A 23,276-nucleotide genomic window follows, 5' to 3' on the forward strand; every position below is an offset into this window, starting at 1 on the left:
CTTAAACTTCGCCGTTCTCGTTTCGAGGAAACCACCGACCATGCGTCCCCTGACCCGCCGGATCCTGACCGCCGTCGCCCTCACCGCCTCGCTGGGCGCGCTCGCCGCCTGCGGACCCAAGGGCGGCAAGGTCACCGCCGAGGACATGACCCTGGGCAATCCGAACGCCAAGGTCACGGTCATCGAGTACGCCTCGGTCGCCTGCCCGCACTGCGCCAGCTGGAACGCCGAGGTGTTCCCGGCCTTCAAGGCCAAGTACATCGACACGGGCAAGATCAACTATGTCTATCGCGAGGCCCTGACCGGCGAGCCGCGCCTGGCCAACGCCGGCGCCATGCTGGCCCGCTGCGCCGGCAAGGATAAGTACTTCCAGGTCACCGAGGCCCTGTACCGCGCCCAGCGGAACATCTTCACCAGCGGCGACATCCGCGGCGAGCTGCTGACCATCGCCCAGGCCGCCGGCATGAACGAGGCCCAGTTCACCGCCTGCCTCAGCGACGACAACGCCGCCAAGTCGGCCGAGCGCATCGAGAAGATGATGAAGGACAACAACGTCCAGGGCACGCCGACCTTCGTGGTCAACGGCAAGCGCCTGGGCGGCGAGGACGGCGGCGAACAGACCCTGGCCCAGCTGGACGCGGCCATCGCGGACGCCTCGAAATAATGGACCGGCGCGCGCTTCTCTTGTCCGGCCTCGCCGTCGCGGCCGCCCCCGAGCTGGCGCGCGCCGCTCACCTGCCGCCGCTGCCCGGCGACATGGTCCTGGGCGCGCCCAAGGCGCCCGTGCAGTTCGTGGTCTACGCCTCGGCCAGCTGTCCGCACTGCGCCCACTGGTGGACGACGGTGCTGCCGTCGGTGCGCAAGGCGTTCATCGATACGGGCAAGGTGCGGCTGGTGTTCCGCGAATTCCTAACCCCGCCCAACGAGTTCGCCGCCGCCGGCTTCATCCTGGCGCGCCGCGTCCCGGGCAAGTATTTCGAGGTGCTGACCACCATTTTCGAGAAGCAGCAGGCGATCTACGACAGCGAGCATCTGTTCGAGGGCCTGGAGGCGATCGGCAAGCAATACGGCCTGACCGAAAAGCAGTTCAGCGACGCCCTGGCCGATCCCGTGGCGCTGAAGGGCGTCAACGACCGCTTCGCCCGGGCGATGAATGAGCAGAACATCGAGCACACGCCCACCTTCTTCGTGAACGGCGCGGAATATCTCGGCGACTTCGAGTTCGCCGGCCTGTCCAAGGCCTTCGCCGCCGCCGCCGCGAAGAAGGGCTAGGCCCCGCCGGGGAGGGCCTCATGCAGTTCCAGCGCCTTCGCCTTTCGGGCTTCAAGTCCTTCGTCGAGCCGACCGAGTTCCGGATCGAGCCGGGGCTGACGGGGATCGTCGGCCCGAACGGCTGCGGCAAGTCGAACCTGCTGGAAGCCCTGCGCTGGGTGATGGGCGCCAACTCGGCCAAGGCGATGCGCGCCGGCGGCATGGACGACGTGATCTTCGCCGGCAGCGGCGGCCGTCCGCCGCGGAACCACGCCGACGTCGCCCTGACCATCGACAATTCCGACCGCACCGCCCCGGCCCAGTTCAACGACGACCCGGTGCTGGAGGTGATCCGCCGCATCGATCGCGGGGCCGGCTCGACCTACAAGATCAACGGCCGCGAGGTGCGGGCCCGCGACGTGCAGCTGTTGTTCGCCGACGCCTCGACGGGGGCCAACTCGCCGGCCCTGGTCCGCCAGGGCCAGATCAGCGAGCTGATCGGCGCCAAGCCGCAGAACCGCCGCCGCATCCTGGAAGAGGCCGCCGGCGTCTCGGGCCTGCACACCCGCCGCCACGAGGCCGAGCTGCGCCTGCGCGCCGCCGAGGCCAATCTCGCCCGGCTGGAGGACGTGGCCCGCGAGCTCGAGACCGCCCTGAACCGCCTCAAGCGCGAGGCCCGCCAGGCCGAGAAGTACAAACGCCTGTCGGCCGAGATCCGCGCCGTGCAAGGGGCGGTGCTCTACACCCGCTGGACCGAGGCCCGCGACACGCTGGAGCGCACCCAGCGCGAGGCCACCGAGGCCGCGCGGCTGGTCGAGGACACCGCCCGCGCCAGCGCCGCCGCCCAGGTGGCGATCACCGAGGCCGAGGCCGCGATGCCGCCGCTGCGCGAGGAGGCGACGATCGCCCAGGCGGTCCTGGGCCAACTGGCTATCCAGAAGGACCGCGCCGAACGCGAGGCCGAGGCCGCCGCCGCCGAGTTCGAGCGCCTGAAGGCCGATCTCGACCGCATCGACGCCGATCGGGCGCGCGAGAGCCAGGCCAAGGACGACGCCGCCACAGCGCTGTCGCGGATCGACGCGGAGCTTGAGGAGGTCCGCGCCCTGGTCGCCGCCGCGCCCGAGCGGGGTCCCGAACTGGCCGCCGCCGCGCAAGCCGCCGAGGAAGCTCGCGCGGCCGCCGAGGCCGCCGTCGAAACCCTGGCCGCCCGGGTCGCCGCCGAGGAGGCTCAAGGCCGCGCCGCCGCCACGCGCCTCGCCGAAGCCGAGGCCCGCGCCAATCGCACGAACCGCGCCCTCGACCAGGCCAAGGCCGAGCGGGCGGCGATCGGTCCCGAGATCGATCCCGCCGCCGCCGACGCCCGCCAGCGCTTCGCCAACGCCGAGGCCGCCCTGGCCGCCGCCCGCGCGGCGCTGGAGGAAGCCGAGGCCGAACGCGTCAAGGCCGCCGAACAGGAGGCCCTGGCCCGGCAGCTGGCCCGCAATGTCGAGGATCAGCTAGGCCGCCTGCGCACCGAAGCCCGAGGCCTGGCCCAGCTGACCGCGCCGCGCGCCAAGAGCGGCCACACCCCGGCGCTGGACAGCGTCTCGCCCGACAAGGGCTATGGCGCGGCGCTGGCGGCGGCGCTGGGCGACGACCTGGACGCGGCCCTGGACGCCAAGGCGCCGTCCTACTGGGGCGGAGCCGAGGCGTCCGCGCCGATCTGGCCGGAAGGCGCCGAGCCGCTGGCCCCGCGGGTCAAGGCGCCGGCCGCCCTGGCGGCCCGCCTCTCGCACGTCGCCGTGGTGGCGCGCGCCGATGGCGACCGGCTCCAGAAAGACCTCAAGCCGGGGATGCGCCTGGTCTCCCGCGAGGGCGACCTCTGGCGCTGGGACGGCTTCGTGGCCCGCGCCGACGCGCCCAAGCCCGCCGCGATCCGCCTGGAGCAGCGCACGCGCCTGGCCGAGGTCGAGGCCGAGATCGATGTCCTGGCGCCGCGCGCCGACGCCACCGCCGCCGCCTTGAAGGCCGCCGCCGACCGGATGCGCGCCGTCGAGGACCTGCTGCGCGACCGGCGGCGCGGCCCGCCGGACGCCGAGCGGCTGCTGAACGGCGCGCGCGAGCAGGTCGCCAAGCTGGAACGCGAACAGGCGCTGCGGGCGGCCCGCGCCCAGTCGTTGGACGACACCATCGCCCGTTTCGAGGCCGAGAAGACCGAGGCCGACGCGGCCCTGGCGGAGGCCCGCCAGGCCCATGCCGCCGCCCAGACCTCGGGCGACCTGCGACCGCAACTCGCGGAGGCCCGCCAGGCCTCGGCCCAGGCGCGCGAGGCGGCCAGCGCCGCCCGCACGGCCCTGGATGTCGAGACCCGCGAACGCGCCGGCCGCCAGCGCCGGCTGGAAAGCCTGGAGCGCGATCGCGGCGATTGGGCCCGCCGCGCCGAGACCGCCGCCAAGCGCGCCGACGCCCTCGAAGACGATCGCGTCAAGGCGGCCGCCGCGCTGGAAGCCGCCCGCGAGGCGCCGGCCGTCCTGCAAGAGCGACTCTTGGTCCTGCTGGACCAGTTCGCCGCCGCCGAGGCCCGCCGCGCCAAGGCCAGCGACGCCCTGGAGACCGCCGAGACCAACCGGATCAATGCCGACCGCGCCGCCCGCGCGACCGAACAGGCGGCCGGCGAGGCCCGCGAGGCGCGCGCGGCCCTGGTCGCCCACCTGGACGGCGCCCGCCAGCGCTTCGCCGAGGTCGCCGCCGCGATCCGCGAGCAGGCCCGGATGGAGCCGGAGGAGCTGGGCCGCCACGTCGCGGGCGAGGCCGTGGCCGTGCCCAAGGACGCCGCGGGCGTCGAGGCCCACCTGTTCGCCCTGGAACGCGAGCGCGACGCCATCGGGCCGGTCAACCTGCGCGCCGAGGAGGAGGCCCAGGAATACGCCGGACGCCTGGAGACCATGCGCACCGAACGCGCCGACCTGTCGGGCGCGGTGACCAAGCTGCGAGCCGGCATCGAGGAGCTGAACGCCGAGGGTCGTGAACGGCTCTTGGCCGCCTTCGACGTCATCAACGCCAATTTCCAGACCCTTTTCCAGGCCCTGTTCGGCGGCGGTCAGGCCGAGCTGAAGCTGATCGAGAGCGAAGACCCTCTGGAGGCGGGCCTGGAGATCTTCGCCTGCCCGCCCGGCAAGCGCATGGCCAGCATGAGCCTGATGAGCGGCGGCGAGCAGGCCCTGACCGCCAGCGCCCTGATCTTCGGCGTGTTCCTGGCCAATCCGGCCCCGATCTGCGTGCTGGACGAAGTCGACGCGCCGCTCGACGACGCCAATGTCGATCGCTACTGCAACATGCTGGACGAGATGCGCCGCCGCACCCAGACGCGCTTCATCGCCATCACCCACAATCCGGTGACCATGAGCCGCATGGACCGCCTGTTCGGCGTCACCATGGCCGAGCGCGGCGTGAGCCAGCTGGTCAGCGTGGACCTGAGCACGGCCGAAAAGCTGGTCGCGGCTTAGAAGCCGACCGCCCCCCTCTGTCTCGTCGCGTATCCGCGCCGATCCACCTCCCCCGCTTTGCGTGGGAGGAGAAGAGCGCGGTTCCTCCTCACCCGTGAAACAGGGGAGGTGGCGCGCTGCGGATACGCAGCGTGACGGAGGGGGGCGCTCAGCGGCTTAGAAGCCGATCGCCTGTCTGATCGGATTGGCCGGATCGGCCAGCAGCTTCACCGCCATGGCGCACGAGATCACCACCAGCAGCGGCCGGATCAGCCGGGGTCCAAAGCGCATGGCCAGGCGCGAGCCCACCTGGGCCCCGATGAACGCTCCCAGCGCCATGGCCAGGCCCACCGGCCAGATGACCACGCCCTTCAGGACGAACAGGGACAGACTGCCCAGATTGCTGGCGGCGTTGGCCAGCTTGGTGTGGGCGGTGGCCTTCAGCACGCCGTAGCCCAGCAGGGTGACGATCGCCACCATGTAGAAGGCGCCGGCGCCGGGTCCGAAGATCCCGTCGTAGAAGCCGACCAGGGGCGCGACGAAACAGGCGAACGGGATCAGCGCCAGGCGCGGCGCGACGTCCTCGCTCTTGAGCGCGCGGGAGAAGCCGAAATAGAGCGCGATGCCGATCAGCAGGATGGGCACGACGGCGCGCAGCAGCTGAGGGGACAACAGGCTGGCGCACAGCGCGCCGCACAGACCCGCTGCGGCGGCGGCCAGCGCGACCGGCAAGGCGGACTTCCAGTCGATCAGCCCGCGCCGGGCGAAGGCGCTGGTCGAGGAGATGGCGCTGACCGCCCCCTGCAGCTTGTTGGTGCCCAGGGCCTGCACCGGCGACAGCCCCGCCAGCAGCAGGGCCGGCAGGGTCACGAGACCGCCGCCGCCGGCGATGGCGTCCAGCGCGCCGGCCAAGGCCGCGACCACGAACAGGCCAGCGATGACGTCGAGATGAACCATGGACGGCTCATCGCGCGGATCGCCTTTTCAGGCAAAGAAAAAGGGGCCCCGAAGGACCCCTTGTCTCCTAGCCCAGCAGGCTGGCCCACTGGTGGGCGCGGGACTGCTTGCTGTTGGTCGGCTTGCCCAGGGCGCGGAGCTCTTCGCGCTCCTTGGCCTTTTCTTCCTTGCGAACCCGCATCTCGGCGGCTTCGAGGGCCTTGCGCTCCTTGCGCTCGGCGCGCTTGGCGGCCATCAGCTCTTCCTCGCGGGCGAGGGCTTCGAGGCGGGCCTTTTCCTTGGCTTCGGCGCGGGCGGCGCGGACGGCTTCCAGTTCGGCGGCGCGCAGCTCCTCACGCTTGTCGAAATCAGGGTCCTGGACGGCGGGCTTTGGCTTGAACTTGGCCAGCATCGCCTTCTTGGCTTCCTGTTGGGCGGAAATACGATCGGCGAATCCGGTGTTCTTCAGGTGCGACATGAATCTTCGTGTTGTTTGGAGGCGGCGGCTCTTAAACCCAGATTGGCGAAAAAATCAATGCGTCATCGGGCTTCGCCGCCTCTTGCCTAGGGGAGGCGGCGTATAAAGAACACACATCAGATAGGGTCGGGTTCCCGCTCGCGGTAGGGCCCGGCGCCCAGGATCGAGGGATCGCGCCGAAATAGAGGCGAGCGGTTTCCGTAGCGGCGAAAAGGCGGAAAAGGAGACGGTTTTGCCCCTCCTTGAAGCCGCGGCCGAAATCCTTAAGTAATACCGTCACTTGCCCTCTGAAGCGCTCACCTTGACGCACCGCGGCGAGGTCTATAGGTTCCGCGCCGATCAAGCCGGCCGGAAAAGCGCCTCGTTTAGGCGCGTCCGCGGCGTTTTCGGACCTGCCGCTTCCCATGCCCAAGGCCGACGAACCGAACGACAAGGCTCTAAGCAGCCTCGACGCTCGGCTCGACGCGTTCGAGGCGAGGAAGGCGGCGGAAAAGCCCGCGAAAGCGGCGACCGAAAGGGCCCAGCAGGACGGCTACCGTCTGCTGGCGGACATGATCGGGGGCGTGCTGGTGGGTCTTGGCTTCGGCTGGCTTCTCGACCACTACGTCCATACGAGCCCCTGGGGCATGGTCGGCGGCCTGCTGATCGGTCTGGGACTCGCGATTTTCTCCGTCGTCCGCAAGGCGACGAAAATGAGCGCGCAGGCGTCGGCGGCCACCTCGCAAGGGACCGACGACGGACACACGGGAGACGGGTCAACCGTCCCCAAGCAGAAGAGAGACTAGGGCCGATGGCCGATCCGATGCACCAGTTCCAGATCCAGAAGATCGTGGAACTGCCCACCGTGACCGTTCCCGGCCTGGGCGCTATCGACCTGTCGATCACCAACTCGGTGGCCGCGATGATCTCGGCCTCGCTGCTGGTCATGGGCTTCTACGCCCTGGCCGCGCGCCGCGCCGTGGTGCCGGGCCGCCTGCAGGCGGTGGGCGAGATGCTGTACGGGCTGGTCGACGGCCTGGCCGAGTCGATCATGGGCCACGACGGCAAGAAGTTCCTGCCGTTCGTCTTCACCCTGTTCGCCTTCGTGCTGTTCATGAACATGCAGGGCATGTTCCTGGTCTTCACCTCGACCTCGCAGCTGGCCGTGACCCTGACCCTGGGCCTGATGGTCATCGCCACCGTGGTGATCGTCGGCTTCGCCAAGAACGGCTTCAAGTTCTTCAAGCTGTTCTTCCCGTCGGGCGTGCCGTGGCCGCTGTACATCCTGCTGACGCCGATCGAGATCATCTCGTTCCTGATCCGTCCGATCACCCTGGGCCTTCGTCTGTTCGGCAACATGCTGGGCGGCCACGTGGTGCTCAAGATCTTCGCCGGCTTCGTGATCGCCCTGGGCGGTCTCGGCGTCCTGGGCTGGGCCGGTTCGGCCCTGGCCCTCACTTCCGTCGTCGCCCTGACGGCCCTCGAGTTCATGGTGGCCTTCCTTCAGGCCTTCGTGTTCGCGGTGCTTGCCTGCGTCTATCTCAACGACGTGCTGCACCTCGACAGCCACTGATCACCCTCTAGTCTTTCAACCTACATACCCTTCTCAAGGAGTCTCAATCATGGACGCTGCTGCTGCTAAGTACATCGGCGCTGGTCTGGCCATGCTCGGCATGATCGGCGCGGGCGTTGGCCTGGGCGTGATGTTCGGCAACTACTTCCAAGGCGCCCTGCGCAACCCGACGGCCGCCGCTCAAGAGCGCCCGATGCTGTTCCTGGGCATGGCTCTGACGGAAGCCCTGGGCATCTTCGCCCTCGTCATCGCCTTCCTGATCCTGTTCTCGTAATCCCATCCCCGGGGCGTGGCGCCTTCCCTCGGGAGGCGCGCGCCCCGGATCTCGTCATATTCTCGCGTCGTCCAGGCGCCGGGCGCTTTCGCTCCGCCGGGACAACGCTCTAGCTGAGAGGCGCCTTCGCCCATGGCGACGGAACATCAAGGCACGGTCGAGACGACGGGAGCCCCCCAGAAGCACGAAAGCGGCGGCCTTCCGCAGCTGCAGTTCGAGCACTGGGGCGGCCAGATCGTTTGGCTGCTGCTCATCTTCGCCGTGCTCTACACGGTGCTGTCGAAGGGGCTGCTGCCCCGCGTCAGCGGCGCGATCGAGGAACGCGGCGCCAAGATCGCCGGCGACATCGCCGACGCCCGTCGCATGAAGGACGAGGCCGAGGCCCAGGCTCGCGCGGCCGCCGCCGAGGTCGCCGAGGCGCGCGCCAAGGCCCAGAAGACCGCCGCGGACGCCAAGGCCAAGGCCTCGGCCGAAGCCGCCGAGCGTCAGGCCAAGGAAGAGGCCGTGCTGGCCGAGAAGCTGGCCGCGGCCGAGGCTTCGATCCAGACCGCCCGCGACCAGGCCATGAGCCACGTCCGCGAGGTGGCCCAGGACACCGCCGGCGCGATCGTCGAGAAGCTGACCGGCAAGGCGGCCACGGCCGCCGAGCTGAAGTCGGCGCTGGCTTAAGGGGCTGAAGATGGAACACGAATCCCTGTTCAGCCTGTCGAACCCGGAATTCTGGGTTCTGGTCGCCCTGGTGATCTTCTTCGGCCTACTGGTAGTTCTGAAGGTCCTGCCGGGCGCGCTGTTCGGCGCCCTGGACGGCTACGCGGCCAAGATCAAGGCCGAGCTCGACGAAGCCCAGCAGCTGCGGGAAGAGGCCCAGGCCCTGCTCGCGGACGTCAAGGCCCAGCGCGAGGAAACCGAGCGCCAGGCCGCGGGCATGTTGGAAGCCGCCAAGGCCGACGCCCAGCGTCTGGCCGTGGAAGCCAAGGAAAAGCTCGAGGAGCAGATCAAGCGCCGCGCCGAGATGGCCGAACGCAAGATCGCCCAGGCCGAGGCCCAGGCCGCCGCCGACGTCAAGGCCGCCGCGGTGGACCTCGCCGCCCAGGCCGCGGAGGCCGTCCTGGCCGCCCGCCTGGCCGGCGCCGCGAGCGACCCGCTCGCCGACGCGGCCATCAGCCAGCTGGGCGCCAAGCTGCAATAGCGGCCGGCGTCACGGGTAGACAAAAGGAAGGGCGCGGATCGCAAGGTCCGCGCCTTTTTCCTTGCCCGCAACTCCAACGTTTGAATACTCGCCACGGACCGGAGAGGTGTTGTGACGAAGACCGTTAAGCTTGCGCTCGCCCTTTGCCTTGTCGCCCTCGTGGCCGTCGTCGGATATAGGCTGTGGGCGGTCTATTCGGCCAAGCAGCGTTTCGAAGCGACCGTCGCCGAGCAGCAGCGTGGGAAGCGCCGTTAGCGCCAGGTCCGAGCGGCACCTTAGGCGAACCTTCGACGGGGGATATCTGGCCAGCTTCTGTTCGGCGCGCGTGGCGAGCTCCGTCTTGGCGGGTTCGTCTTCGCCCACGTGACGTGGGCCGGAGACAAGTGAAGGCGGCGCCGCTAGCCTGGGCGGGTGAACCATCTCCTCGCGCCGCTCTTCACGGTCTTGCAGGCCCCCCCTCAGGGTTGGGGCCTCATCGCGCTCGTCCCCCTATTGTGGGCGCCTCTCACCCGCTGGCGCCATGAACTCGGCCTTTCCCGTCGGCTCATCTGGGCTATGGTCCTACCGCTGCCGTGGGTCTTGCTCGCTTACTGGACGTCGATGAACTGGGCGCCGGCGGGAGCGTATGGCCGCATTTTGCCGCTCGCTGGACCATTCGCGCTCGCGGCCCTCATCTCGACCCTGCTGTCGTCGATCGCTAGTGCGGTTCTCAACAGGGACACGCGTCTATTCTTCGTAGGCTGGGGCTTGGCCAACACTTGGTTCGCGGCGATCGGCGCCCTGCTTTGCCTGATGGCGACCAGCGGGGACTGGATCTAGCCCCTACCCCGCCTTCGCCATCTTCCGCGCGACGTAGGTCTTCACGCGCTTGCGGGTCTTGACCAGCAGGCGCCAGCGGGCCTTGCGCAGGACCATCTTCTCGGTGCGGAGCATCTGCTGCCAGACGACCAGCAGCACTTCCGGCTCGCGGCGCATCAGGCGGCGGATCGGGAAGACCAGCTTGGGGTGGCGCTTCTGCCAGCGGATGAAGGTCTTACGCGCCTGGAACGAGTAGCGCAGCACGATCATCAGGCCGATGACCAGCAGCGGCAGGCCCAGGTGTCCAGGCAAGGGCGTCAGCACCGCGCCGGCCAGGATGATCAGCGCGCCGAAGCCGATGGCGATCCAGCGGAACGCGCGCGCGGCCGATTCCCGCAGCAGCAGGGCCAGGCGCGCCCGGCGCCGCAGTCTGTGCTTGATGTCGTCCATGGTCGAGGCCGCGACGTTCACCGCTGGCCTCGCTGGGCCGCGCGCCGCTTGAGAGACCGACGCCAGCGGGCGGCGACCCGCCACCGGCGCGGCGCCACGACGCGCTCGACCCGCAGCGTCTGCTGCCAGGCCACGGCGACCACCTCGGGCTCGCGGCGCAGCAGCCGGCGGATCGGGAAGACCAGCTTGGGATGGGCGTGCTGGAAGCGGACGAAATGCTTCCGCGCCTTGAACGAGTTGCGCAGGATGAGCATCAGGCCGATCACCGCGACCGGCAGGCCCATCGGCCCGGGCAGGGGCGCGATCAGGAAGCCCGCCACGACGATCAGCGCGCCCAGCGCCACCAGCAATAGACGCAGAACACGCGCCGCCAGGTCATCGGCGGAGCGGCGGACGCGCGGCGAGGCGAACGAAAGGGCGGTCATCGGACGGACAAAACGGGCTGGCGCTTCGCTTGCTCCCTGGAACAGCCAGATCACCCGACGCGCATCCCCGATATGTGGACCCGAGAGGGCGCCGTAAAGGCGCCCTCCGGTCGCACCGGGGGTATGGAGAATGCTATTCAGCCGCCAGTGGCGCCTCGGCCACAGGTTTCCACCTCAACCGGGGCTTGCGGGCCGCCAAGGTCTCGTCGAGACGCCGCAGCGGCGCGTGGAACGGCGCGCCTTTGAAGCGCTCCGCGTCCCCTGCCTTGGCCGCGCCGGCCAGGGCCCGAAGCGCTTCGATGAAGCGGTCCAGCTCCTGCTTGCTCTCGGTTTCCGTCGGCTCGATCAGCATCGCGCCGTGGACGACCAGCGGGAAGTACATGGTCATCGGGTGGAAGCCCTCGTCGATCATCGCCTTGGCGAAGTCGAGCGTGGTCACCCCCGTGCCTTCCAGCCAGCTGTCGTCGAACAGCGCCTCGTGCATGCACGGACCGTCCGGGAAGGCCGGGCTCATCACGTCCTTCAGGCGGGCCTTGACGTAGTTGGCGTTCAGGACCGCGTCCTCGGCGACCTGGCGCAGGCCGTCGGCGCCGTGGCTCAGCATGTAGGCATAGGCGCGGACGTACATGCCCATCTGGCCGTGGAAGGCGCTCATCCGGCCGAAGGCGGTTTCCGCCCCCGCCTCGCCGGCGTGCTCGACCAGCGAGAAGCCGCCCGCGTCATGGACCAGCCACGGGGTGGGGGCGAACGGGGCCAGGGCTTCCGACAGCACCACCGGACCCGCGCCCGGACCGCCGCCGCCGTGCGGCGTCGAGAAGGTCTTGTGCAGGTTGATGTGCATGGCGTCGACGCCCAGGTCGCCCGGCCGCACCCGGCCGACAATGGCGTTGAAGTTGGCGCCGTCGCAGTAGAAATAGGCCCCCGCCGCGTGGGTCAGGCGGGCGATCTCGACGACGTCGCGCTCGAACAGGCCGCAGGTGTTGGGGTTGGTGACCATGATGGCGGCCACGTGGTCGCCGAGCTTGGCCTCCAGGTCCTTCAGGTCGACGCGGCCGTCCTCGGTCTGGGCGATCTCGACGACGGTGTAGCCGACGAAGGCCGCCGTGGCCGGGTTGGTGCCGTGGGCGCTGGTCGGGGCCAGCACCGTCTTGCGGTGGCCGTTGCCGGCCGCCTCGTGGGCCGCCCGGATGGCCAGCAGGCCGCAGAGTTCCCCGTGCGCGCCGGCCTTGGGCGACAGGGCGACGGCGGGCATGCCGGTCAGGGTCTTCAGCCAGTGGGCCAGGCGGTCCATCAGCTGCAGGGCGCCCTGCACCGTCGACTGCGGTTGCAGCGGGTGGATGTCGGAGAAGCCCGGCAGGCGCGCCATCTTCTCGTTCAGGCGCGGGTTGTGCTTCATCGTGCACGAGCCCAGCGGATAGAGCGCCAGGTCGATCGCGTGGTTCTTCTGCGACAGGCGCACATAGTGGCGAACGGCTTCGGGCTCGGAGAGGCCCGGCAGGCCGATCGGTTCGGACCGCAGCAGGCCGGCCAGGTCGCTCGACGGCGCGGCGGCGTCCGGCAGGTCGACCCCGGTCTTGGTCCAGCCGTTCAGCTCGAAGATCAGGGCTTCGTCCTGCAGCAGGCCGCGACCGCCGGTCAGGGTTTCATGGCCGCCAGCATCGTTGGCGGTTTCGGGGCGCGTGGGGCGGCCGACGTTGTTCATGCTCATTGGCCCACCACCTTGGTCAGCAGCTTGGTCAGGAAAGTGATGTCGACGTCCAGCGTCGTCTCGGTGGCGGCGACCAGCAGCACGTCGTCCATGCCCGCGCTGGCGTCGAGACGCGAGAACGGCACGCCAAACAGCGCGCCGTGGCTGGCCAGGGTCTCGACCAGTTCGGCCGCGTTGCCCGGGACGCGGACCGCGAACTCGTTGAAGAAGCGCGGCGTCAGGATCTCATAGCCGGGCACGGCCGCCAGGGCGTCGCGCAGGGCCAGGGCCTTCTGGTGATTGAGCCCGGCCAGCTTGCGCAGCCCCACCTCGCCCAGCAGGCTCATATGGATCGAGAACGCCAGGGCGCAGAGGCCGCTGTTGGTGCAGATGTTCGACGTCGCCTTGTCGCGGCGGATGTGCTGCTCGCGGGTCGACAGGGTCAGCACGAAGCCGCGCTTGCCGTCGGCGTCGACCGTCTCGCCGCACAGGCGGCCCGGCATCTGGCGGACGAACTTTTCCTTGCAGGCGAACAGGCCGACATAGGGGCCGCCGAAGTTCAGGCCGTTGCCGATCGACTGGCCCTCGGCCACGGCGATGTCGGCGCCCATCTCGCCGGGCGACTTCAAGAGGCCATACGAGACCGCTTCGGTCGTGACGACGATCAGCAGGGCGCCGGCGGCGTGGGCCGCCTCGGCGATCTTGGTCACGTCGGTGACCGTGCCGAACACGTTCGGGGTCTGGACGACGACGCAGGCGGTGTCGGCGTCGATCGCGGCGATCACCGCGTCCTCGGCGTCGATGGCCGCCGGCATCCGGGCTGTCTCGACGCCAGCGGCGTGAGCCAGGGTCTCGATCGCGCCGACATAGTGCGGATGGACGCCGCCCGACATCACCGCCTTGCTCCGGCGGGTGACGCGGTGGGCCATCATCACGGCCTCGGCCGCGCCGGTCGAGCCGTCATAGAGCGAGGCGTTGGCGACCTCCATGCCGGTCAGGGCCGCGACCTGGGTCTGGAACTCGAACAGGACCTGCAAGGTGCCCTGGGCGATTTCCGGCTGGTAGGGCGTGTAGCTGGTCAGGAACTCCGACCGCTGGATGATGTGGTCGACCGTGGCCGGCACGTGGTGGCGATAGGCGCCGGCCCCGCAGAAGAACGGCCCCTCCCCCGCCGAGCGGTTGCGACGGGCCAGGGCCGTCATCTCGCGCTCGACGTCGAGCTCGCCGGCGAAGCGCGGCAGGTCGACGGGCGCGTCGCGGCGCGCCGAGGCCGGCACGTCGACGAACAGGTCGTCGATCGACTTGACGCCGATCACGCCGAGCATCTCGGCGCGATCTTCGGGGGTCAGGGGGAGGTAGCGCATGTTTCTGTCCTGCTCCCTTCCCTCTTAGGGGAAGGGTGGGGATGGGGTGGCTAGGGCGGCGGGGTCACCCCCGCCCCTGGCCTTCCCCCATCAAGGGGGGAGGTTCTTACAGAGTGCCCAGGTAGGCTTCGTAGGCGTCGCGGTCCATCAGAGCGTCGACCTCGGCCGGGTTGGCGAGCTTGATCTTGGCGAACCAGCCGCCGCTTTCCGGCAGGGCGTTGACGGTTTCCGGGGCGTCCGACAGCTCGGCGTTGCCCTCGACGACGTCACCCGACACCGGGGCGTATACGTCCGAGGCGGCCTTGACGCTCTCGACGACGGCCAGCTGGTCGCCTTGCTTGACGGTCTTGCCGGCCTCGGGGACTTCCACGAACACCACGTCGCCCAGTTGCTCGGCGGCGTAGGCGGTGATGCCGACGGTGGCCACGTCGCCCTCGACGACGACCCATTCATGATCCTTGGTGAAGCGCATCTGTGTCGGCCCTTGGCTTGATTTAGAGTTTGCGGACGTAACGGTTCGGAACGAACGGGCTGGCGACCACCTCGGCGGCGGCGGCCTTTCCGCGGACGATGACCTTTAGCTTGGTCCCGATCGCCGCGTAGGCGGGAGGCGCGAAGCCGATCGCGATGGGGTAGCCCAGGCTGGGGGCGAAGCCGCCGCTGGTCACCTTGCCGATCACGGCGCCGGCCTCGTCGGCGATCTCGGCGCCTTCGCGGGCCGGAGCACCCTCCAGAACCTTCAGGTTCACGCGGACGCGGGTGAGCTCGCCGGCCAGTTCCTTGGCGATGCGATCCGCGCCGAGGTAGTCGCCGGCCTCGCGGCGCGACTTGCCGACGGCGAAGTTCAGGCCGGCCTCGATCGGCGAGACGGTCTCGTCCAGGTCGTGGCCGTACAGCGGCAGGCCGGCTTCCAGGCGCAGGCTGTCGCGAGCGCCCAGGCCGATCGGCTTGACGCGTTCGTCGGCCAGCAGGGTGTTCCAGACGCGCTCGGCGGCGTCGGCGGGCACCGAGATCTCGTAGCCGTCCTCGCCGGTGTAGCCCGAGCGGGAAACGATGGCGTCGACGCCGAAAGCGGTCAGGGCCCTAGCGTCCATGAACACCATCTCAGCGGCTTCCGGGACGTGGGCGGCCAGCACGGCGGCGGCCTCCGGGCCTTGCAGCGCCAGCAGCGCGCGGTCCTCCAGGCGGGTCACCGTGGCCTCGCCGGCCAGCTCGCGGGCGATGATGGCGTAGTCGTTGTCCTTGCAGGCGCCGTTGACCACCACGAACAGGCCGTCGTCGTCCGGACGCGCGGTCATCAGGTCGTCGATGATCCCGCCCCCGGCGTTCAGCAGCACGCCGTAGCGCTGCTTGCCAGGCTTGAGGCCCTGATAGTCGGCCGAGACGACCTTCTCGAAGCTCTTGGCCGGGTTTTCGCCGCGCAAGCGCGCCTGGCCCATGTGCGAGACGTCGAACAGGCCGGCGTGCTCGCGGGTCCAGAGATGCTCCTTCAGCACCCCGTCCTTGTACTGCACCGGCATGGAATAGCCCGCGAACGGAACCATGCGCGCGCCGGCGGCGACGTGGGCGTCGTACAGCGGGGTCTTCTTGAGATCTTCGGACAAGGAACGGGCTCCAAGCGGGGTCGGCGACGGGACCGGCGTCCGCCGGCAAGTCGCCCCCGCTGTCCCTTTGACCTGAGAGATTCCGGCCTTCCCCCTCTGCTGCTTGGGGTCAGCCTTGCTCCTTCGGCGAGCCGCCTTGTCGGACGGCTACTTTCCAGCGTTCCTAAACCCGAGCGGTCCTTTTGCCTGAGCGTTTCCGGGGCGGTTGCGCCTTCGGCCTCGGGAGCGAATCCCGATGTCTCCCGCTGGGGTCCTGGGCTCTTAGGGCGAGGCGGGGACGAGAGTCAACGACGGAGGTGGCGTCGCGCCCGGCGATTGCGAACAATTGTAGAACATGTCAAAGTTGATATCCTAAAATGGGATATCGACGAGCGACCCACATGGAGGGGACCTTGCCGGCGGAAACTCCGCAACGCCTCGACGTGTTCGAACTGCGCGGCCAGCACGTCATCCTGGATTCCGATCTCGCGCGACTGTTCGCCGTCGAGAGCAAGCGGCTGAACGAACAGGTCAAGCGCAACCCCGAGAAGTTCGAGAACTTCGCCTTCCAAATGACCGCCGCTGAGTTTGAATCTTTGAGGTCGCATTTTGCGACCTCAAACGCGGGCCGAGGCGGCCGGCGCCACCGCCCCTACGTCTTCACCGAGCACGGCGTGGTCATGGCCGCGACCGTGGTGAAATCCGAGCAGGCGATCGTCGCCACGCGCTTCATCATCAACGTCTTCGTCGAGACTCGGCGCAAAGCGCCCGATGGCAGCAACCTTCCAAGGCTGATCGACGCTCGGCGACTGCCCCCGCTGGAGGTACAGGCCCGCGTCACTCTGGCGGGAAAGCTCAACGACGCCCTGGGTCGTGTGTTGGACGCCATCGCCGATCCCGTCGCCCAGACCACCATCCGCGACGAGGCCAAGGCGCTGGCCGCCGAAGGCCTGGCCAGCCTCAAGGAGTATCTCCGCAAGGCCGGCGTCCAGAACGAGAAGACCCTGGCCGAGGTTCGCAAGCTGCTGGCCGAAGCCGAGGCGTTGGAGGCCGAGACCGCCCTTCGCGCCACCGAGAATCAGCATCGCCAACTGGCCCTGCTGGCCAAACAGCTGCGCCTCGTGCTGGCAGCCCAGCAATATCTCGAGCGCGGCGGCGTCGAGGACTTGCTGGGCGTGCTGAAGGACCTGGAGCGGGCCTAAAGCGCCAGGTCGCCGAACCAGTCGTCTTCCCCGATCGGCGGACCGGGCGGGACGGCGACCTTGCCCTTGCCGTCGGCGACCAGGGCCGCGAGGCGCCCGCCGCTCGGGTCCGAGACCACGCCGGACAACACCAGCGCCTGGGCGCGATCGGCCGCGTCGCCTGGCGTTAGGGTCTTCAGCCCCTTGCCCCACTCGGAGAGGCGGGCGCGGATCAGGGCCGCGGCGGTCGGCGAGAGGTCCCGGTCGGCCAGGGTCTGGGCCAGGCTGGTCACCAGACGCTGGCGAACGCGCCGCGTCAGCTCGGCCTGGCGGCCCGTCGCCTTGCCGTCGAAGGCGACGAAGGCCAGGGCCTTGTCCAGCAGGCCGTCGACGCCTGGTTGGGCCGGATCGCGGCGCTTGGCCTCGACCAGGCGGTTCAGGCGCGCCGCGGCGAACAGGTCGCTCCAGACCAGATCGGCGGCCACCTCGGCGGCGGCGGGCAGATCGAAGACCGGTCCCTGGCCCAGGGTCTCGATCTCGTAGGCGTGGTCGGTCGATTGCGACTGGCCCGAGCTCAGCAGGTCCAGGGTCTTGTCGGAAAGATCCAGCGCCGCCGGCGCGAGGGTCCGCAGCAGGGCGTCGATGGCGGCGACCTGGCGATCGGCCGGCACGATCCTGGAGGCCTCGTGGCCGTCGCCCTCGGCGCCGTAGGTGAAGTCGACCCCGCCGACCAGCTTGGCCGTCGAGTCGACCTGATAGCGCTGGAAGATGTAGATCGGCGCGATGACCCGCCTCAGGTCGGCCACCGAGGCGCCCTTGGGCAGATTGCCCAGGCCGAAGCGATCGAGCGCGATCTTGCGCACCGCCATCACGTGTTCCAGCTCGGCCACTGGATCGGAGCCGTTGTCCCATACCGCGCCCAGCGGATGGGGCGTGTCGGCCGCGCGGGCGTCCTCGTCAGAGACATAGCGCAGGCCGTCGGCCTGGCTCTTGTCGGCCTTGGCCTTCAGCCAGGCCTTCTCGTCGCTCCCCGCCGGGGCGGGCGCGTACAGCCAGTCGATCACGAACCGGTCCCAGACGCCCACGCCGCGCGCATAGGCGTCGGAGAAGTCCAGCTGGCCGTCCTTGATCGCGATCTTCGGCGCCGGATAGTCCATCACCGAGGCGCGGCCGCCATAGGTGCTGGCGGCGAAATTGTGCTGCAGACCGATCGAGTGGCCGATCTCGTGCGTGGCCAGCTGGCGCAGGCGCGCCAGGGAGATCTGGATCGGGTCGTTAGGCCCGCCCTTGCCGGTCTTGTCGGCGCCTTCCAGCCCCTCGAAGATCAACCGGTCCTGGCGGATGCGCTGCGAGCCCAGCAGCACGTCGCCCTTGACGATCTCGCCCGTGCGCGGGTCGACGACCTCGTGGCCGTAGGACCAGCCGCGCGTCTGGCGGTGTACCCAATTGACGACGTTGTAGCGCGCGTCCAGCGGACTGACGCCCTCGGGCAGCACCTCGACCCGGAAGGCGTCGATGAAGCCGGCGGCCTCGAACGCCTGGTTCCACCAGCGACCGCCCTCGATCAGCGCCGAGCGCACCGGCTCGGGCGCGGCGCGGTCGACGTAGAAGACGATCGGCTTCTTGACCGGCGAGCGGGCGGCGGCGGGATCGGTCTTCTCCAGGCGGAAGCGATGGGCCAACCGGTAGACGATCGGCTCGCTCAGCGGCGCGGAATAGTCGGCCACCACGTGGTCGATGACCCCGACGCGCGGATCGTTCTGGCGCGGGACGAAGCCCGGCTCCGGCAGGGCCACCAGCGAGTGGTGCAGCACCAATGTGACATTGCGCGGGTCGGGAACGATGCCGCGCACCTCGCCCCCCGGATCGTCGCCGACGAAGGTCTCGACCGCCTCCAGCTCGACGTTCCGGGGAAAGACGTTCACCTCGCCGGTGTCGGCGTAGGAGAGGCCGTCGTTCAGGCGGAAGTCGCCCTGCTTGCTGCGCTTGAGGGTCTTGGCGATCCCCTGGGCGTCGCGGGTCAGGAAGGTGGTGACGTCGACCAGCAGCCGGCCGTCCGGGCCTTGCGCCTCGACGGTGTTGGACCACACGCTGGAGATCGGGAAGGACTCGGCGACCGCCGCGCGCTCGTCGGCCGAGCCGCGCGCGGCCGAAAAGCCCCAGTTCTCGAACTGGGCGACGACCTTGCCGCCCACCTTGCGGAACGCGATGATCTGGGTGTCACCCGGCGCCGAACGGTCCAGCCCCGTCGGGTTCGAGCCCAGGCCGGCCCGCAGATAGGTCTGGTAGAGATACCGCCCGGCGATCCCGTCCGCGCCCGGCTTGGGCAGCAGCAGGTAGACGCGGTTGTCCTTCCGATCGACGAACACCGGGACCAGGCCGTCCTTGCGCTCGAGACCGGCGGTCAGCTCGGCGAACTTGTCGGTCTGGGGCTTGGCCTTCTCCGCCCAGGCCGGCGCGGCGATGGCGCTGACGCAGACACTCGCCAACAAGCTGACGACCACGGACGACTTCATGACCCCTCCCGACACACGCGAAGCGGCGGGACTGTCGGGCGGGTTTTCGGGGATTGCAACGCTGATCTCCCCTCCCCCTTGCGGGGAGGGGCCGGGGGTGGGGGTGTGCGCTCCGAATAGGCAGGCTCAGCGCCAGCGGCCCCATCCCTACCCCCTTCTCCGCGAGGGGGACGGGGCGAGCGGAGTCTACATCCGCTCCGGCGCTTCGATGCCCAGAAGGTCCAGGGCCAGTTCCAGCTGACGCAGGGTGGTCTGCGCCAGCGACAGGCGGGAGGCGCGGAGGTCTTCGGTGTCGGCGCTGACGATCGGGCAGGCGGCGTAGAACTTCGAGAAGGCCTGGGCCAGCTTGTAGGCGTGCTCGGCCACGAAGTTCGGCGCCTTTTTGTCGTAGGCCTCGCTGAGCGCGCCCTCGAAGGCGTCGAGCAGCATGGCCAGGTCACGCTCGGCGGGCTCGTGGATCACGATCCGGCCCGCCGTCGCGCCGGCCTCGGCCGCCCGGCGCAGCACGCTCTTGATGCGCACCGACTGGTACAGCAGGTAGGGACCGGTCTTGCCCTCGAAGCTGGTGAAACGGTCGAGGTCGAACACGTAGGACGTGCCGCGGAAGTTCTGCAGGTCGGCGAACTTCAGCGCCGCGACGCCGACCTTGTGGGCCGTGTCCTCGAACTGCTCCTCGGAAAGCTCGGCGCCCAGGCCGGCTTCGCGCAGGCGCTCGCGGGCCTTCTCGCGGGCCATCTCGATCAGGTCGTGCAGCTTCAGAACGCCGCCGGCGCGGGTCTTGAAGGGCTTGCCGTCCGTGCCGTTCATGGTGCCGAAGCCGATGTGCTCCAGCGCGCCCTCGGCGGCGTAGCCGGCCAGATAGGCGGCGCGGAACACGGTCTCGAAGTGCAGGGCCTGACGCTGGTCCACGCAATAGAGGATCAGGTGCGGGTCGAACGACTTGCGACGGTCCAGGATGGTGGCGAGGTCCGTCGTGCCGTACATGGCCGAGCCTTCCGACGACACCACCAGCAGCGGCGGCACGTCGTGCTTGTCGCCCTCGCGGGCCACGCGGACGATGCGGGCGCCCTGGTCCTCGACCAGCAGACCCTTGTCCTCCAGCTGACGGACCATCGGCTCGATCAGGTCGTTGACGTCGCTTTCGCCCTTCCAGAGGTCGAAGTCGACGCCCAGGGCGTGGAACTCGCGCTCCAGCGCCACGCGGCTGACCTTGACGAAGTGACGCCACAGCAGACGATAGCCGAAGCGGCCGTTCTGCAGCTCGGCCGTGGCCTTGCGGGCCCGCTCCTTGAAGGCCGGGTCTTCCTTCTGGCGGATCGAGGCGGCCGGATAGATGCGGTCGAGATCGGCCAGGGTGATCCGGCTCTCGAACTCGGCCATCACCTTGGCTTCATCGGCGGCCGAGAAGCCGCGCGGGGCCTCCGGCAGCTTCTCCATCAGGGCGTTGATGAAGGCGTCCTCGTCCATGATGGCGCTGATCAGCAGCCCCATCTGGAAGCCCCAGTCGCCGAAGTGGGCGTCGCCCACCACGTCGTCGCCCCGGAAGCGATAGAGGCGCTTGACCGACTCGCCGATGATCGAGGCGCGCAGGTGGCCCACGTGCATCGGCTTGGCCACGTTGGGGCCGGCATAGTCGACCAGGACGCGGCGCGGCTGCTCCAGCAGCTGGGCGCCGACGCGCTCGTCGGCCGCGATCTCGCGGACGCGAGCCGACAGGGCCTCGTCGCTGACGCGCATGTTGATGAAGCCGACGCCGGCGATCTCCACCGAGGCCAGGCGCGGATCGCCCTTCAGGATGTCGACCACCTGAACGGCGATTTCGCGCGGATTGCGCTTGGCGCTCTTGGCCGCCGCCAGGGCGCCGTTGCATTGGAAATCGGCCAGGTCGGGCCGGTCGGAGGCCGTGACGCGTCCGAACTCGGGAGGCAGTCCGGCGGCCTGGAAAGCGGCCGCGGCCGCCTCGCTCAGGGACCGCTTCAAATCGTTCATTGCTTGGTGGAAGTCCCTGCTTGGGTTTGACCCGCTTGCCCGGCCTGCTGGGCTTGGGCGGTCTGGCCGGCGTTGACGCGGAAGCGCTTGCCCTCACGGTTGAAGGCGGCCATTTCCGGCGTCACGTCGAAGCCGATCAGCACCTCGAAATTGCCGCCGCTGACCTTGGCGTCGGCGCGCGGAATGGTGATCTGCTCGATGGTGTCGCGGGCGTAGGTGCGGTCCTGGCCGGGGGCGAAGGTCACCGGCAGGTCGAAATATTCCTTGGCGATCACCGACTGGTTCCGCTCGGTCACGGCCACCCAGTAGCGATAGTCGTGCTTTTCGCCCTCGGCCTTGGGGCCGCGGCCCAGCTGGAACAGCAGCTCGACGCGGATCTTGATCGGCTCGTCGCTCTTGTAGGCGCAGCCCGAGGAAATGTTCTGGATCTCGCCGGTGAAACCGGCCTGGGACGCCGATTCCTTGCCGCCCGCGAACTCGATATAGCGGCTGGCGTCGTACAGCACCTTCACATAGGGGCAGGGGCCGGCGTTGCGCAGCTGGGGCAGCGGCGCCTTGGGCTGGTTCCACTCCTCGTCGCGCTTCTTCTTCTTGCCGGCCTCGTCGTCGTCGCCCTGCCCGCTGCTCGGACCGCCGCGCCCGCCCCGCTGGGCGTGAACAGTCGTCGCCGTCGCGGCGAGCGAAACGGCCATCAGGGCGCTGAGGGCGAGCGTGAAGGTGCGGCGCATGAAACGTCCGGTTCGAGAAAAAAGGAGCCAAGCGGGACCATGGGAGCCCATCGGCGTCATGCAGCCTGATAAAGGCATATGCGTGACGTCGCAACGACGCAGACTCCTGGCGCCCGGCGGCCGGACCCACTAGGTTCCGCGCCATGAACGCCCCCGCGCCCGTCCGCCGCCCGATCTCGCTCGTCCTGGCTAGCCCGCGCGGCTTCTGCGCCGGGGTCGATCGCGCCATCCAGATCGTCGAGCGCGCCGTCGAGAAGTTCGGCGCCCCGGTCTATGTGCGCCACGAGATCGTCCATAACCGCCACGTGGTCGACCGGCTGAAGGCCCTGGGCGCGGTGTTCATCGAGGAACTGTCCGAGGCCCCCGACGACCGCCCGGTCGTGTTCTCGGCCCATGGCGTGCCCAAGTCGGTGCCCGCCGAGGCCCAATCGCGCCAGATGATCTATCTGGACGCCACCTGCCCGCTGGTCTCCAAGGTCCATGTCGAGGCGCAGAAGCATTACGACGCCGGCCGCGAGATCGTCTTGATCGGCCATGCCGGCCACCCGGAAGTCATCGGCACCATGGGCCAGCTGCCCGAGGGCGCGGTCACCCTGATCGAGGACCTCAAGGACGCCGCCGCCTGGGAGCCCAAGGACGCCGCCAACGTCGCCTTCCTGACCCAGACCACGCTGTCGGTCGACGACACGGCCGACATGGTGGCCCTGCTGCGCGAACGCTTCCCCGGCATCGCCGCGCCGCACAAGGAAGACATCTGCTACGCCACGACGAACCGCCAGGACGCGGTCAAGCATCTGGCCGAGCAGTCAGAACTGGTGCTGGTGGTCGGGTCGCGGAACTCGTCCAATTCGGTGCGGCTGAAGGAAGTCGGTCTGAAGGCCGGCGCCTCCGCCGCTCATCTGATCGACGACGCGGCGGGGATCGACTGGACCTGGTTCGACGGCGTGTCGCGCGTGGGCCTGACGGCCGGCGCCTCGGCTCCGGAGGACCTGGTGCAGGGGGTCATCGACGCGATCTCGGCGCGGTTCGACACGACCGTCGAGGAACTGGTCGAGGCGCGGGAGACGATCACGTTCAAGCTGCCGAGGCTGCTGACGGCCTGAGAGCAGATGTCGACATCGTTCTTGGAAGAGTGGGGTGCCCAACTCGAGAAGGCCGAAGCCTTGGTTCTCGCCACCGACCCAGCCGAAATCGCCGAGCTGGAAGCGCAGTTTGGGCTAAGCCAGCTCATTGCCGTGGCGCATATTATCGAGTCCACGGACTGGGGCGTCGAAACTTTTCCGCAGTTTCAGAACGGCGCCGGCGCCTTTGGGGATCGACTAGAGGCGCTGCGGACGCACTGGGACAACTGGAAGCGTGTCTGATCGAGCCCTACCTTCCGCAGCCTGCCTCGCCTAGCCCCCTTGACCGC

At 69.3% G+C, this 23,276-nt stretch carries 23 protein-coding genes, 1 pseudogene and 1 riboswitch; of the genes and pseudogenes, 12 read left to right on the top strand and 12 right to left on the bottom strand.

Translation table 11 applies throughout. From position 1 onward, the window contains the following. Positions 1 to 40: 40 nt before the first annotated feature. From OR37_RS02945 to OR37_RS02955, 3 genes are read left to right on the top strand one after another with little or no spacing between them, the layout of a single operon-like run. Positions 41 to 664, top strand: coding sequence for a DsbA family protein (locus OR37_RS02945; RefSeq protein WP_004615705.1), 624 nt, complete (start codon positions 41 to 43; stop codon positions 662 to 664). Next, on the top strand, positions 664 to 1,272 hold the full coding sequence (locus OR37_RS02950; RefSeq protein WP_004615706.1) for a thioredoxin domain-containing protein: 609 nt from the start codon (positions 664 to 666) through the stop codon (positions 1,270 to 1,272). The genes OR37_RS02945 and OR37_RS02950 overlap by 1 nt, the downstream gene beginning before the upstream one ends. A 20-nt stretch (positions 1,273 to 1,292) precedes the next feature. After that, positions 1,293 to 4,736 (top strand): AAA family ATPase, encoded by a 3,444-nt coding sequence (locus tag OR37_RS02955; protein WP_004615707.1) that lies wholly within the window; start codon positions 1,293 to 1,295, stop codon positions 4,734 to 4,736. 156 nt (positions 4,737 to 4,892) lie between these two features. On the opposite strand, the gene OR37_RS02960 is transcribed toward OR37_RS02955, so the two are convergent. Together OR37_RS02960 and OR37_RS02965 are read right to left on the bottom strand one after the other, a co-directional pair. Then, entirely contained in the window at positions 4,893 to 5,672 is a 780-nt protein-coding gene (locus OR37_RS02960) for a TSUP family transporter (RefSeq protein ID WP_004615708.1), read from the bottom strand. Positions 5,673 to 5,739: 67 nt separating this feature from the next. After that, positions 5,740 to 6,129 carry a DUF6481 family protein gene (locus OR37_RS02965; protein ID WP_004615709.1) on the bottom strand — a complete coding sequence of 130 codons (390 nt, stop codon included), beginning with the start codon at positions 6,127 to 6,129 and terminating at the stop codon, positions 5,740 to 5,742. A gap of 404 nt (positions 6,130 to 6,533) precedes the next feature. Here OR37_RS02965 and OR37_RS02970 point away from each other — a divergent pair, with 404 nt between their 5' ends. The 5 genes from OR37_RS02970 (at position 6,534) to OR37_RS02990 (ending at position 9,144) form a co-directional block, all read left to right on the top strand. Continuing rightward, complete coding sequence (locus tag OR37_RS02970; protein WP_004615710.1) at positions 6,534 to 6,914, top strand: AtpZ/AtpI family protein; 381 nt, start codon at positions 6,534 to 6,536, stop codon at positions 6,912 to 6,914. 5 nt (positions 6,915 to 6,919) lie between these two features. Further along, the gene (locus OR37_RS02975; protein WP_004615711.1) at positions 6,920 to 7,681 is read left to right on the top strand and encodes a F0F1 ATP synthase subunit A; all 762 of its coding nucleotides are present in this window, start codon (positions 6,920 to 6,922) and stop codon (positions 7,679 to 7,681) included. 49 nt (positions 7,682 to 7,730) lie between these two features. After that, complete coding sequence (locus OR37_RS02980) at positions 7,731 to 7,955, top strand: F0F1 ATP synthase subunit C (RefSeq protein WP_004615714.1); 225 nt, start codon at positions 7,731 to 7,733, stop codon at positions 7,953 to 7,955. A gap of 132 nt (positions 7,956 to 8,087) precedes the next feature. Then, positions 8,088 to 8,624 (top strand): F0F1 ATP synthase subunit B family protein, encoded by a 537-nt coding sequence (locus OR37_RS02985; RefSeq protein ID WP_004615715.1) that lies wholly within the window; start codon positions 8,088 to 8,090, stop codon positions 8,622 to 8,624. Between the two features lie 10 nt (positions 8,625 to 8,634). Then, positions 8,635 to 9,144: a F0F1 ATP synthase subunit B gene (locus OR37_RS02990; RefSeq protein ID WP_004615716.1), complete on the top strand. Its 510-nt coding sequence runs from the start codon at positions 8,635 to 8,637 to the stop codon at positions 9,142 to 9,144. Positions 9,145 to 9,153: 9 nt separating this feature from the next. On the opposite strand, the gene OR37_RS21605 is transcribed toward OR37_RS02990, so the two are convergent. Continuing rightward, positions 9,154 to 9,507 (bottom strand): hypothetical protein, encoded by a 354-nt coding sequence (locus tag OR37_RS21605; protein WP_131368802.1) that lies wholly within the window; start codon positions 9,505 to 9,507, stop codon positions 9,154 to 9,156. Between the two features lie 237 nt (positions 9,508 to 9,744). On the opposite strand from OR37_RS21605, the gene OR37_RS21610 reads away from it, so the two are divergent. Then, positions 9,745 to 9,963 (top strand): hypothetical protein, encoded by a 219-nt coding sequence (locus tag OR37_RS21610; protein WP_004615717.1) that lies wholly within the window; start codon positions 9,745 to 9,747, stop codon positions 9,961 to 9,963. 3 nt (positions 9,964 to 9,966) lie between these two features. On the opposite strand, the gene OR37_RS03000 is transcribed toward OR37_RS21610, so the two are convergent. The 6 genes and pseudogenes from OR37_RS03000 to gcvT all read right to left on the bottom strand — a co-directional run bounded on the left by OR37_RS03000 (position 9,967) and on the right by gcvT (position 15,472). Then, on the bottom strand, positions 9,967 to 10,392 hold the full coding sequence (locus OR37_RS03000) for a hypothetical protein (protein WP_035016912.1): 426 nt from the start codon (positions 10,390 to 10,392) through the stop codon (positions 9,967 to 9,969). A gap of 17 nt (positions 10,393 to 10,409) precedes the next feature. Continuing rightward, positions 10,410 to 10,817, bottom strand: a complete 408-nt coding sequence (locus OR37_RS03005) for a hypothetical protein (protein WP_004615719.1) — start codon at positions 10,815 to 10,817, stop codon at positions 10,410 to 10,412. Positions 10,818 to 10,950: 133 nt separating this feature from the next. Continuing rightward, on the bottom strand, positions 10,951 to 12,525 hold the full coding sequence (gene gcvPB / locus OR37_RS03010) for an aminomethyl-transferring glycine dehydrogenase subunit GcvPB (RefSeq protein WP_004615720.1): 1,575 nt from the start codon (positions 12,523 to 12,525) through the stop codon (positions 10,951 to 10,953). Continuing rightward, on the bottom strand, positions 12,522 to 13,868 hold the full coding sequence (gene gcvPA, locus OR37_RS03015) for an aminomethyl-transferring glycine dehydrogenase subunit GcvPA (protein WP_004615721.1): 1,347 nt from the start codon (positions 13,866 to 13,868) through the stop codon (positions 12,522 to 12,524). Before gcvPA ends, gcvPB begins: the two co-directional genes overlap by 4 nt. A 106-nt stretch (positions 13,869 to 13,974) precedes the next feature. After that, positions 13,975 to 14,343: pseudogene (gene gcvH / locus OR37_RS03020) on the bottom strand (glycine cleavage system protein GcvH); the annotation flags it as partial. Between the two features lie 19 nt (positions 14,344 to 14,362). Next, positions 14,363 to 15,472 carry a glycine cleavage system aminomethyltransferase GcvT gene (gene gcvT / locus OR37_RS03025; protein WP_004615723.1) on the bottom strand — a complete coding sequence of 370 codons (1,110 nt, stop codon included), beginning with the start codon at positions 15,470 to 15,472 and terminating at the stop codon, positions 14,363 to 14,365. A 164-nt stretch (positions 15,473 to 15,636) separates the two neighbouring features. Next, positions 15,637 to 15,727, bottom strand: a riboswitch (glycine riboswitch). 125 nt (positions 15,728 to 15,852) lie between these two features. Between gcvT and OR37_RS03030 the strand changes: the two genes are divergently transcribed. Continuing rightward, positions 15,853 to 16,653, top strand: a complete 801-nt coding sequence (locus tag OR37_RS03030) for an ORF6N domain-containing protein (RefSeq protein ID WP_004615725.1) — start codon at positions 15,853 to 15,855, stop codon at positions 16,651 to 16,653. On the opposite strand, the gene OR37_RS03035 is transcribed toward OR37_RS03030, so the two are convergent. From OR37_RS03035 to OR37_RS20915, 3 genes are all read right to left on the bottom strand, one after another. Beyond that, positions 16,650 to 19,148: a zinc-dependent metalloprotease gene (locus OR37_RS03035; RefSeq protein ID WP_004615728.1), complete on the bottom strand. Its 2,499-nt coding sequence runs from the start codon at positions 19,146 to 19,148 to the stop codon at positions 16,650 to 16,652. The genes OR37_RS03030 and OR37_RS03035 overlap by 4 nt on opposite strands. A 186-nt stretch (positions 19,149 to 19,334) precedes the next feature. Continuing rightward, the gene (gene argS / locus OR37_RS03040; RefSeq protein WP_004615729.1) at positions 19,335 to 21,137 is read right to left on the bottom strand and encodes an arginine--tRNA ligase; all 1,803 of its coding nucleotides are present in this window, start codon (positions 21,135 to 21,137) and stop codon (positions 19,335 to 19,337) included. Then, entirely contained in the window at positions 21,134 to 21,865 is a 732-nt protein-coding gene (locus tag OR37_RS20915) for a hypothetical protein (RefSeq protein WP_004615730.1), read from the bottom strand. Before OR37_RS20915 ends, argS begins: the two co-directional genes overlap by 4 nt. A gap of 143 nt (positions 21,866 to 22,008) precedes the next feature. Here OR37_RS20915 and ispH point away from each other — a divergent pair, with 143 nt between their 5' ends. After that, positions 22,009 to 22,968 (top strand): 4-hydroxy-3-methylbut-2-enyl diphosphate reductase, encoded by a 960-nt coding sequence (gene ispH / locus OR37_RS03050; protein ID WP_004615731.1) that lies wholly within the window; start codon positions 22,009 to 22,011, stop codon positions 22,966 to 22,968. A 6-nt stretch (positions 22,969 to 22,974) separates the two neighbouring features. Continuing rightward, the gene (locus OR37_RS03055) at positions 22,975 to 23,229 is read left to right on the top strand and encodes a hypothetical protein (RefSeq protein ID WP_004615732.1); all 255 of its coding nucleotides are present in this window, start codon (positions 22,975 to 22,977) and stop codon (positions 23,227 to 23,229) included. Positions 23,230 to 23,276 lie beyond the last annotated feature (47 nt).

Source organism: Caulobacter vibrioides OR37 (genome assembly GCF_000372645.1).
Taxonomy (GTDB): domain Bacteria; phylum Pseudomonadota; class Alphaproteobacteria; order Caulobacterales; family Caulobacteraceae; genus Caulobacter; species Caulobacter vibrioides_E.

What these genes read in the sequence shown, in the direction of transcription:
- OR37_RS20915 (WP_004615730.1), bottom strand. Translation starts at nt 21,865, where the DNA reads ATGCGCCGCACCTTCACGCTCGCCCTCAGCGCCCTGATGGCCGTTTCG.
- argS (WP_004615729.1), bottom strand. Translation starts at nt 21,137, where the DNA reads ATGAACGATTTGAAGCGGTCCCTGAGCGAGGCGGCCGCGGCCGCTTTC.
- OR37_RS03005 (WP_004615719.1), bottom strand. Translation starts at nt 10,817, where the DNA reads ATGACCGCCCTTTCGTTCGCCTCGCCGCGCGTCCGCCGCTCCGCCGAT.
- OR37_RS02950 (WP_004615706.1), top strand. Translation starts at nt 664, where the DNA reads ATGGACCGGCGCGCGCTTCTCTTGTCCGGCCTCGCCGTCGCGGCCGCC.
- OR37_RS03030 (WP_004615725.1), top strand. Translation starts at nt 15,853, where the DNA reads ATGGAGGGGACCTTGCCGGCGGAAACTCCGCAACGCCTCGACGTGTTC.
- OR37_RS02990 (WP_004615716.1), top strand. Translation starts at nt 8,635, where the DNA reads ATGGAACACGAATCCCTGTTCAGCCTGTCGAACCCGGAATTCTGGGTT.
- OR37_RS03055 (WP_004615732.1), top strand. Translation starts at nt 22,975, where the DNA reads ATGTCGACATCGTTCTTGGAAGAGTGGGGTGCCCAACTCGAGAAGGCC.
- OR37_RS02960 (WP_004615708.1), bottom strand. Translation starts at nt 5,672, where the DNA reads ATGGTTCATCTCGACGTCATCGCTGGCCTGTTCGTGGTCGCGGCCTTG.
- OR37_RS02965 (WP_004615709.1), bottom strand. Translation starts at nt 6,129, where the DNA reads ATGTCGCACCTGAAGAACACCGGATTCGCCGATCGTATTTCCGCCCAA.
- OR37_RS03035 (WP_004615728.1), bottom strand. Translation starts at nt 19,148, where the DNA reads ATGAAGTCGTCCGTGGTCGTCAGCTTGTTGGCGAGTGTCTGCGTCAGC.
- OR37_RS02975 (WP_004615711.1), top strand. Translation starts at nt 6,920, where the DNA reads ATGGCCGATCCGATGCACCAGTTCCAGATCCAGAAGATCGTGGAACTG.
- OR37_RS02970 (WP_004615710.1), top strand. Translation starts at nt 6,534, where the DNA reads ATGCCCAAGGCCGACGAACCGAACGACAAGGCTCTAAGCAGCCTCGAC.
- OR37_RS03000 (WP_035016912.1), bottom strand. Translation starts at nt 10,392, where the DNA reads ATGGACGACATCAAGCACAGACTGCGGCGCCGGGCGCGCCTGGCCCTG.
- OR37_RS02945 (WP_004615705.1), top strand. Translation starts at nt 41, where the DNA reads ATGCGTCCCCTGACCCGCCGGATCCTGACCGCCGTCGCCCTCACCGCC.
- OR37_RS02985 (WP_004615715.1), top strand. Translation starts at nt 8,088, where the DNA reads ATGGCGACGGAACATCAAGGCACGGTCGAGACGACGGGAGCCCCCCAG.
- ispH (WP_004615731.1), top strand. Translation starts at nt 22,009, where the DNA reads ATGAACGCCCCCGCGCCCGTCCGCCGCCCGATCTCGCTCGTCCTGGCT.
- OR37_RS02955 (WP_004615707.1), top strand. Translation starts at nt 1,293, where the DNA reads ATGCAGTTCCAGCGCCTTCGCCTTTCGGGCTTCAAGTCCTTCGTCGAG.
- OR37_RS02980 (WP_004615714.1), top strand. Translation starts at nt 7,731, where the DNA reads ATGGACGCTGCTGCTGCTAAGTACATCGGCGCTGGTCTGGCCATGCTC.
- OR37_RS21610 (WP_004615717.1), top strand. Translation starts at nt 9,745, where the DNA reads ATGAACTGGGCGCCGGCGGGAGCGTATGGCCGCATTTTGCCGCTCGCT.
- gcvPA (WP_004615721.1), bottom strand. Translation starts at nt 13,868, where the DNA reads ATGCGCTACCTCCCCCTGACCCCCGAAGATCGCGCCGAGATGCTCGGC.
- gcvPB (WP_004615720.1), bottom strand. Translation starts at nt 12,525, where the DNA reads ATGAGCATGAACAACGTCGGCCGCCCCACGCGCCCCGAAACCGCCAAC.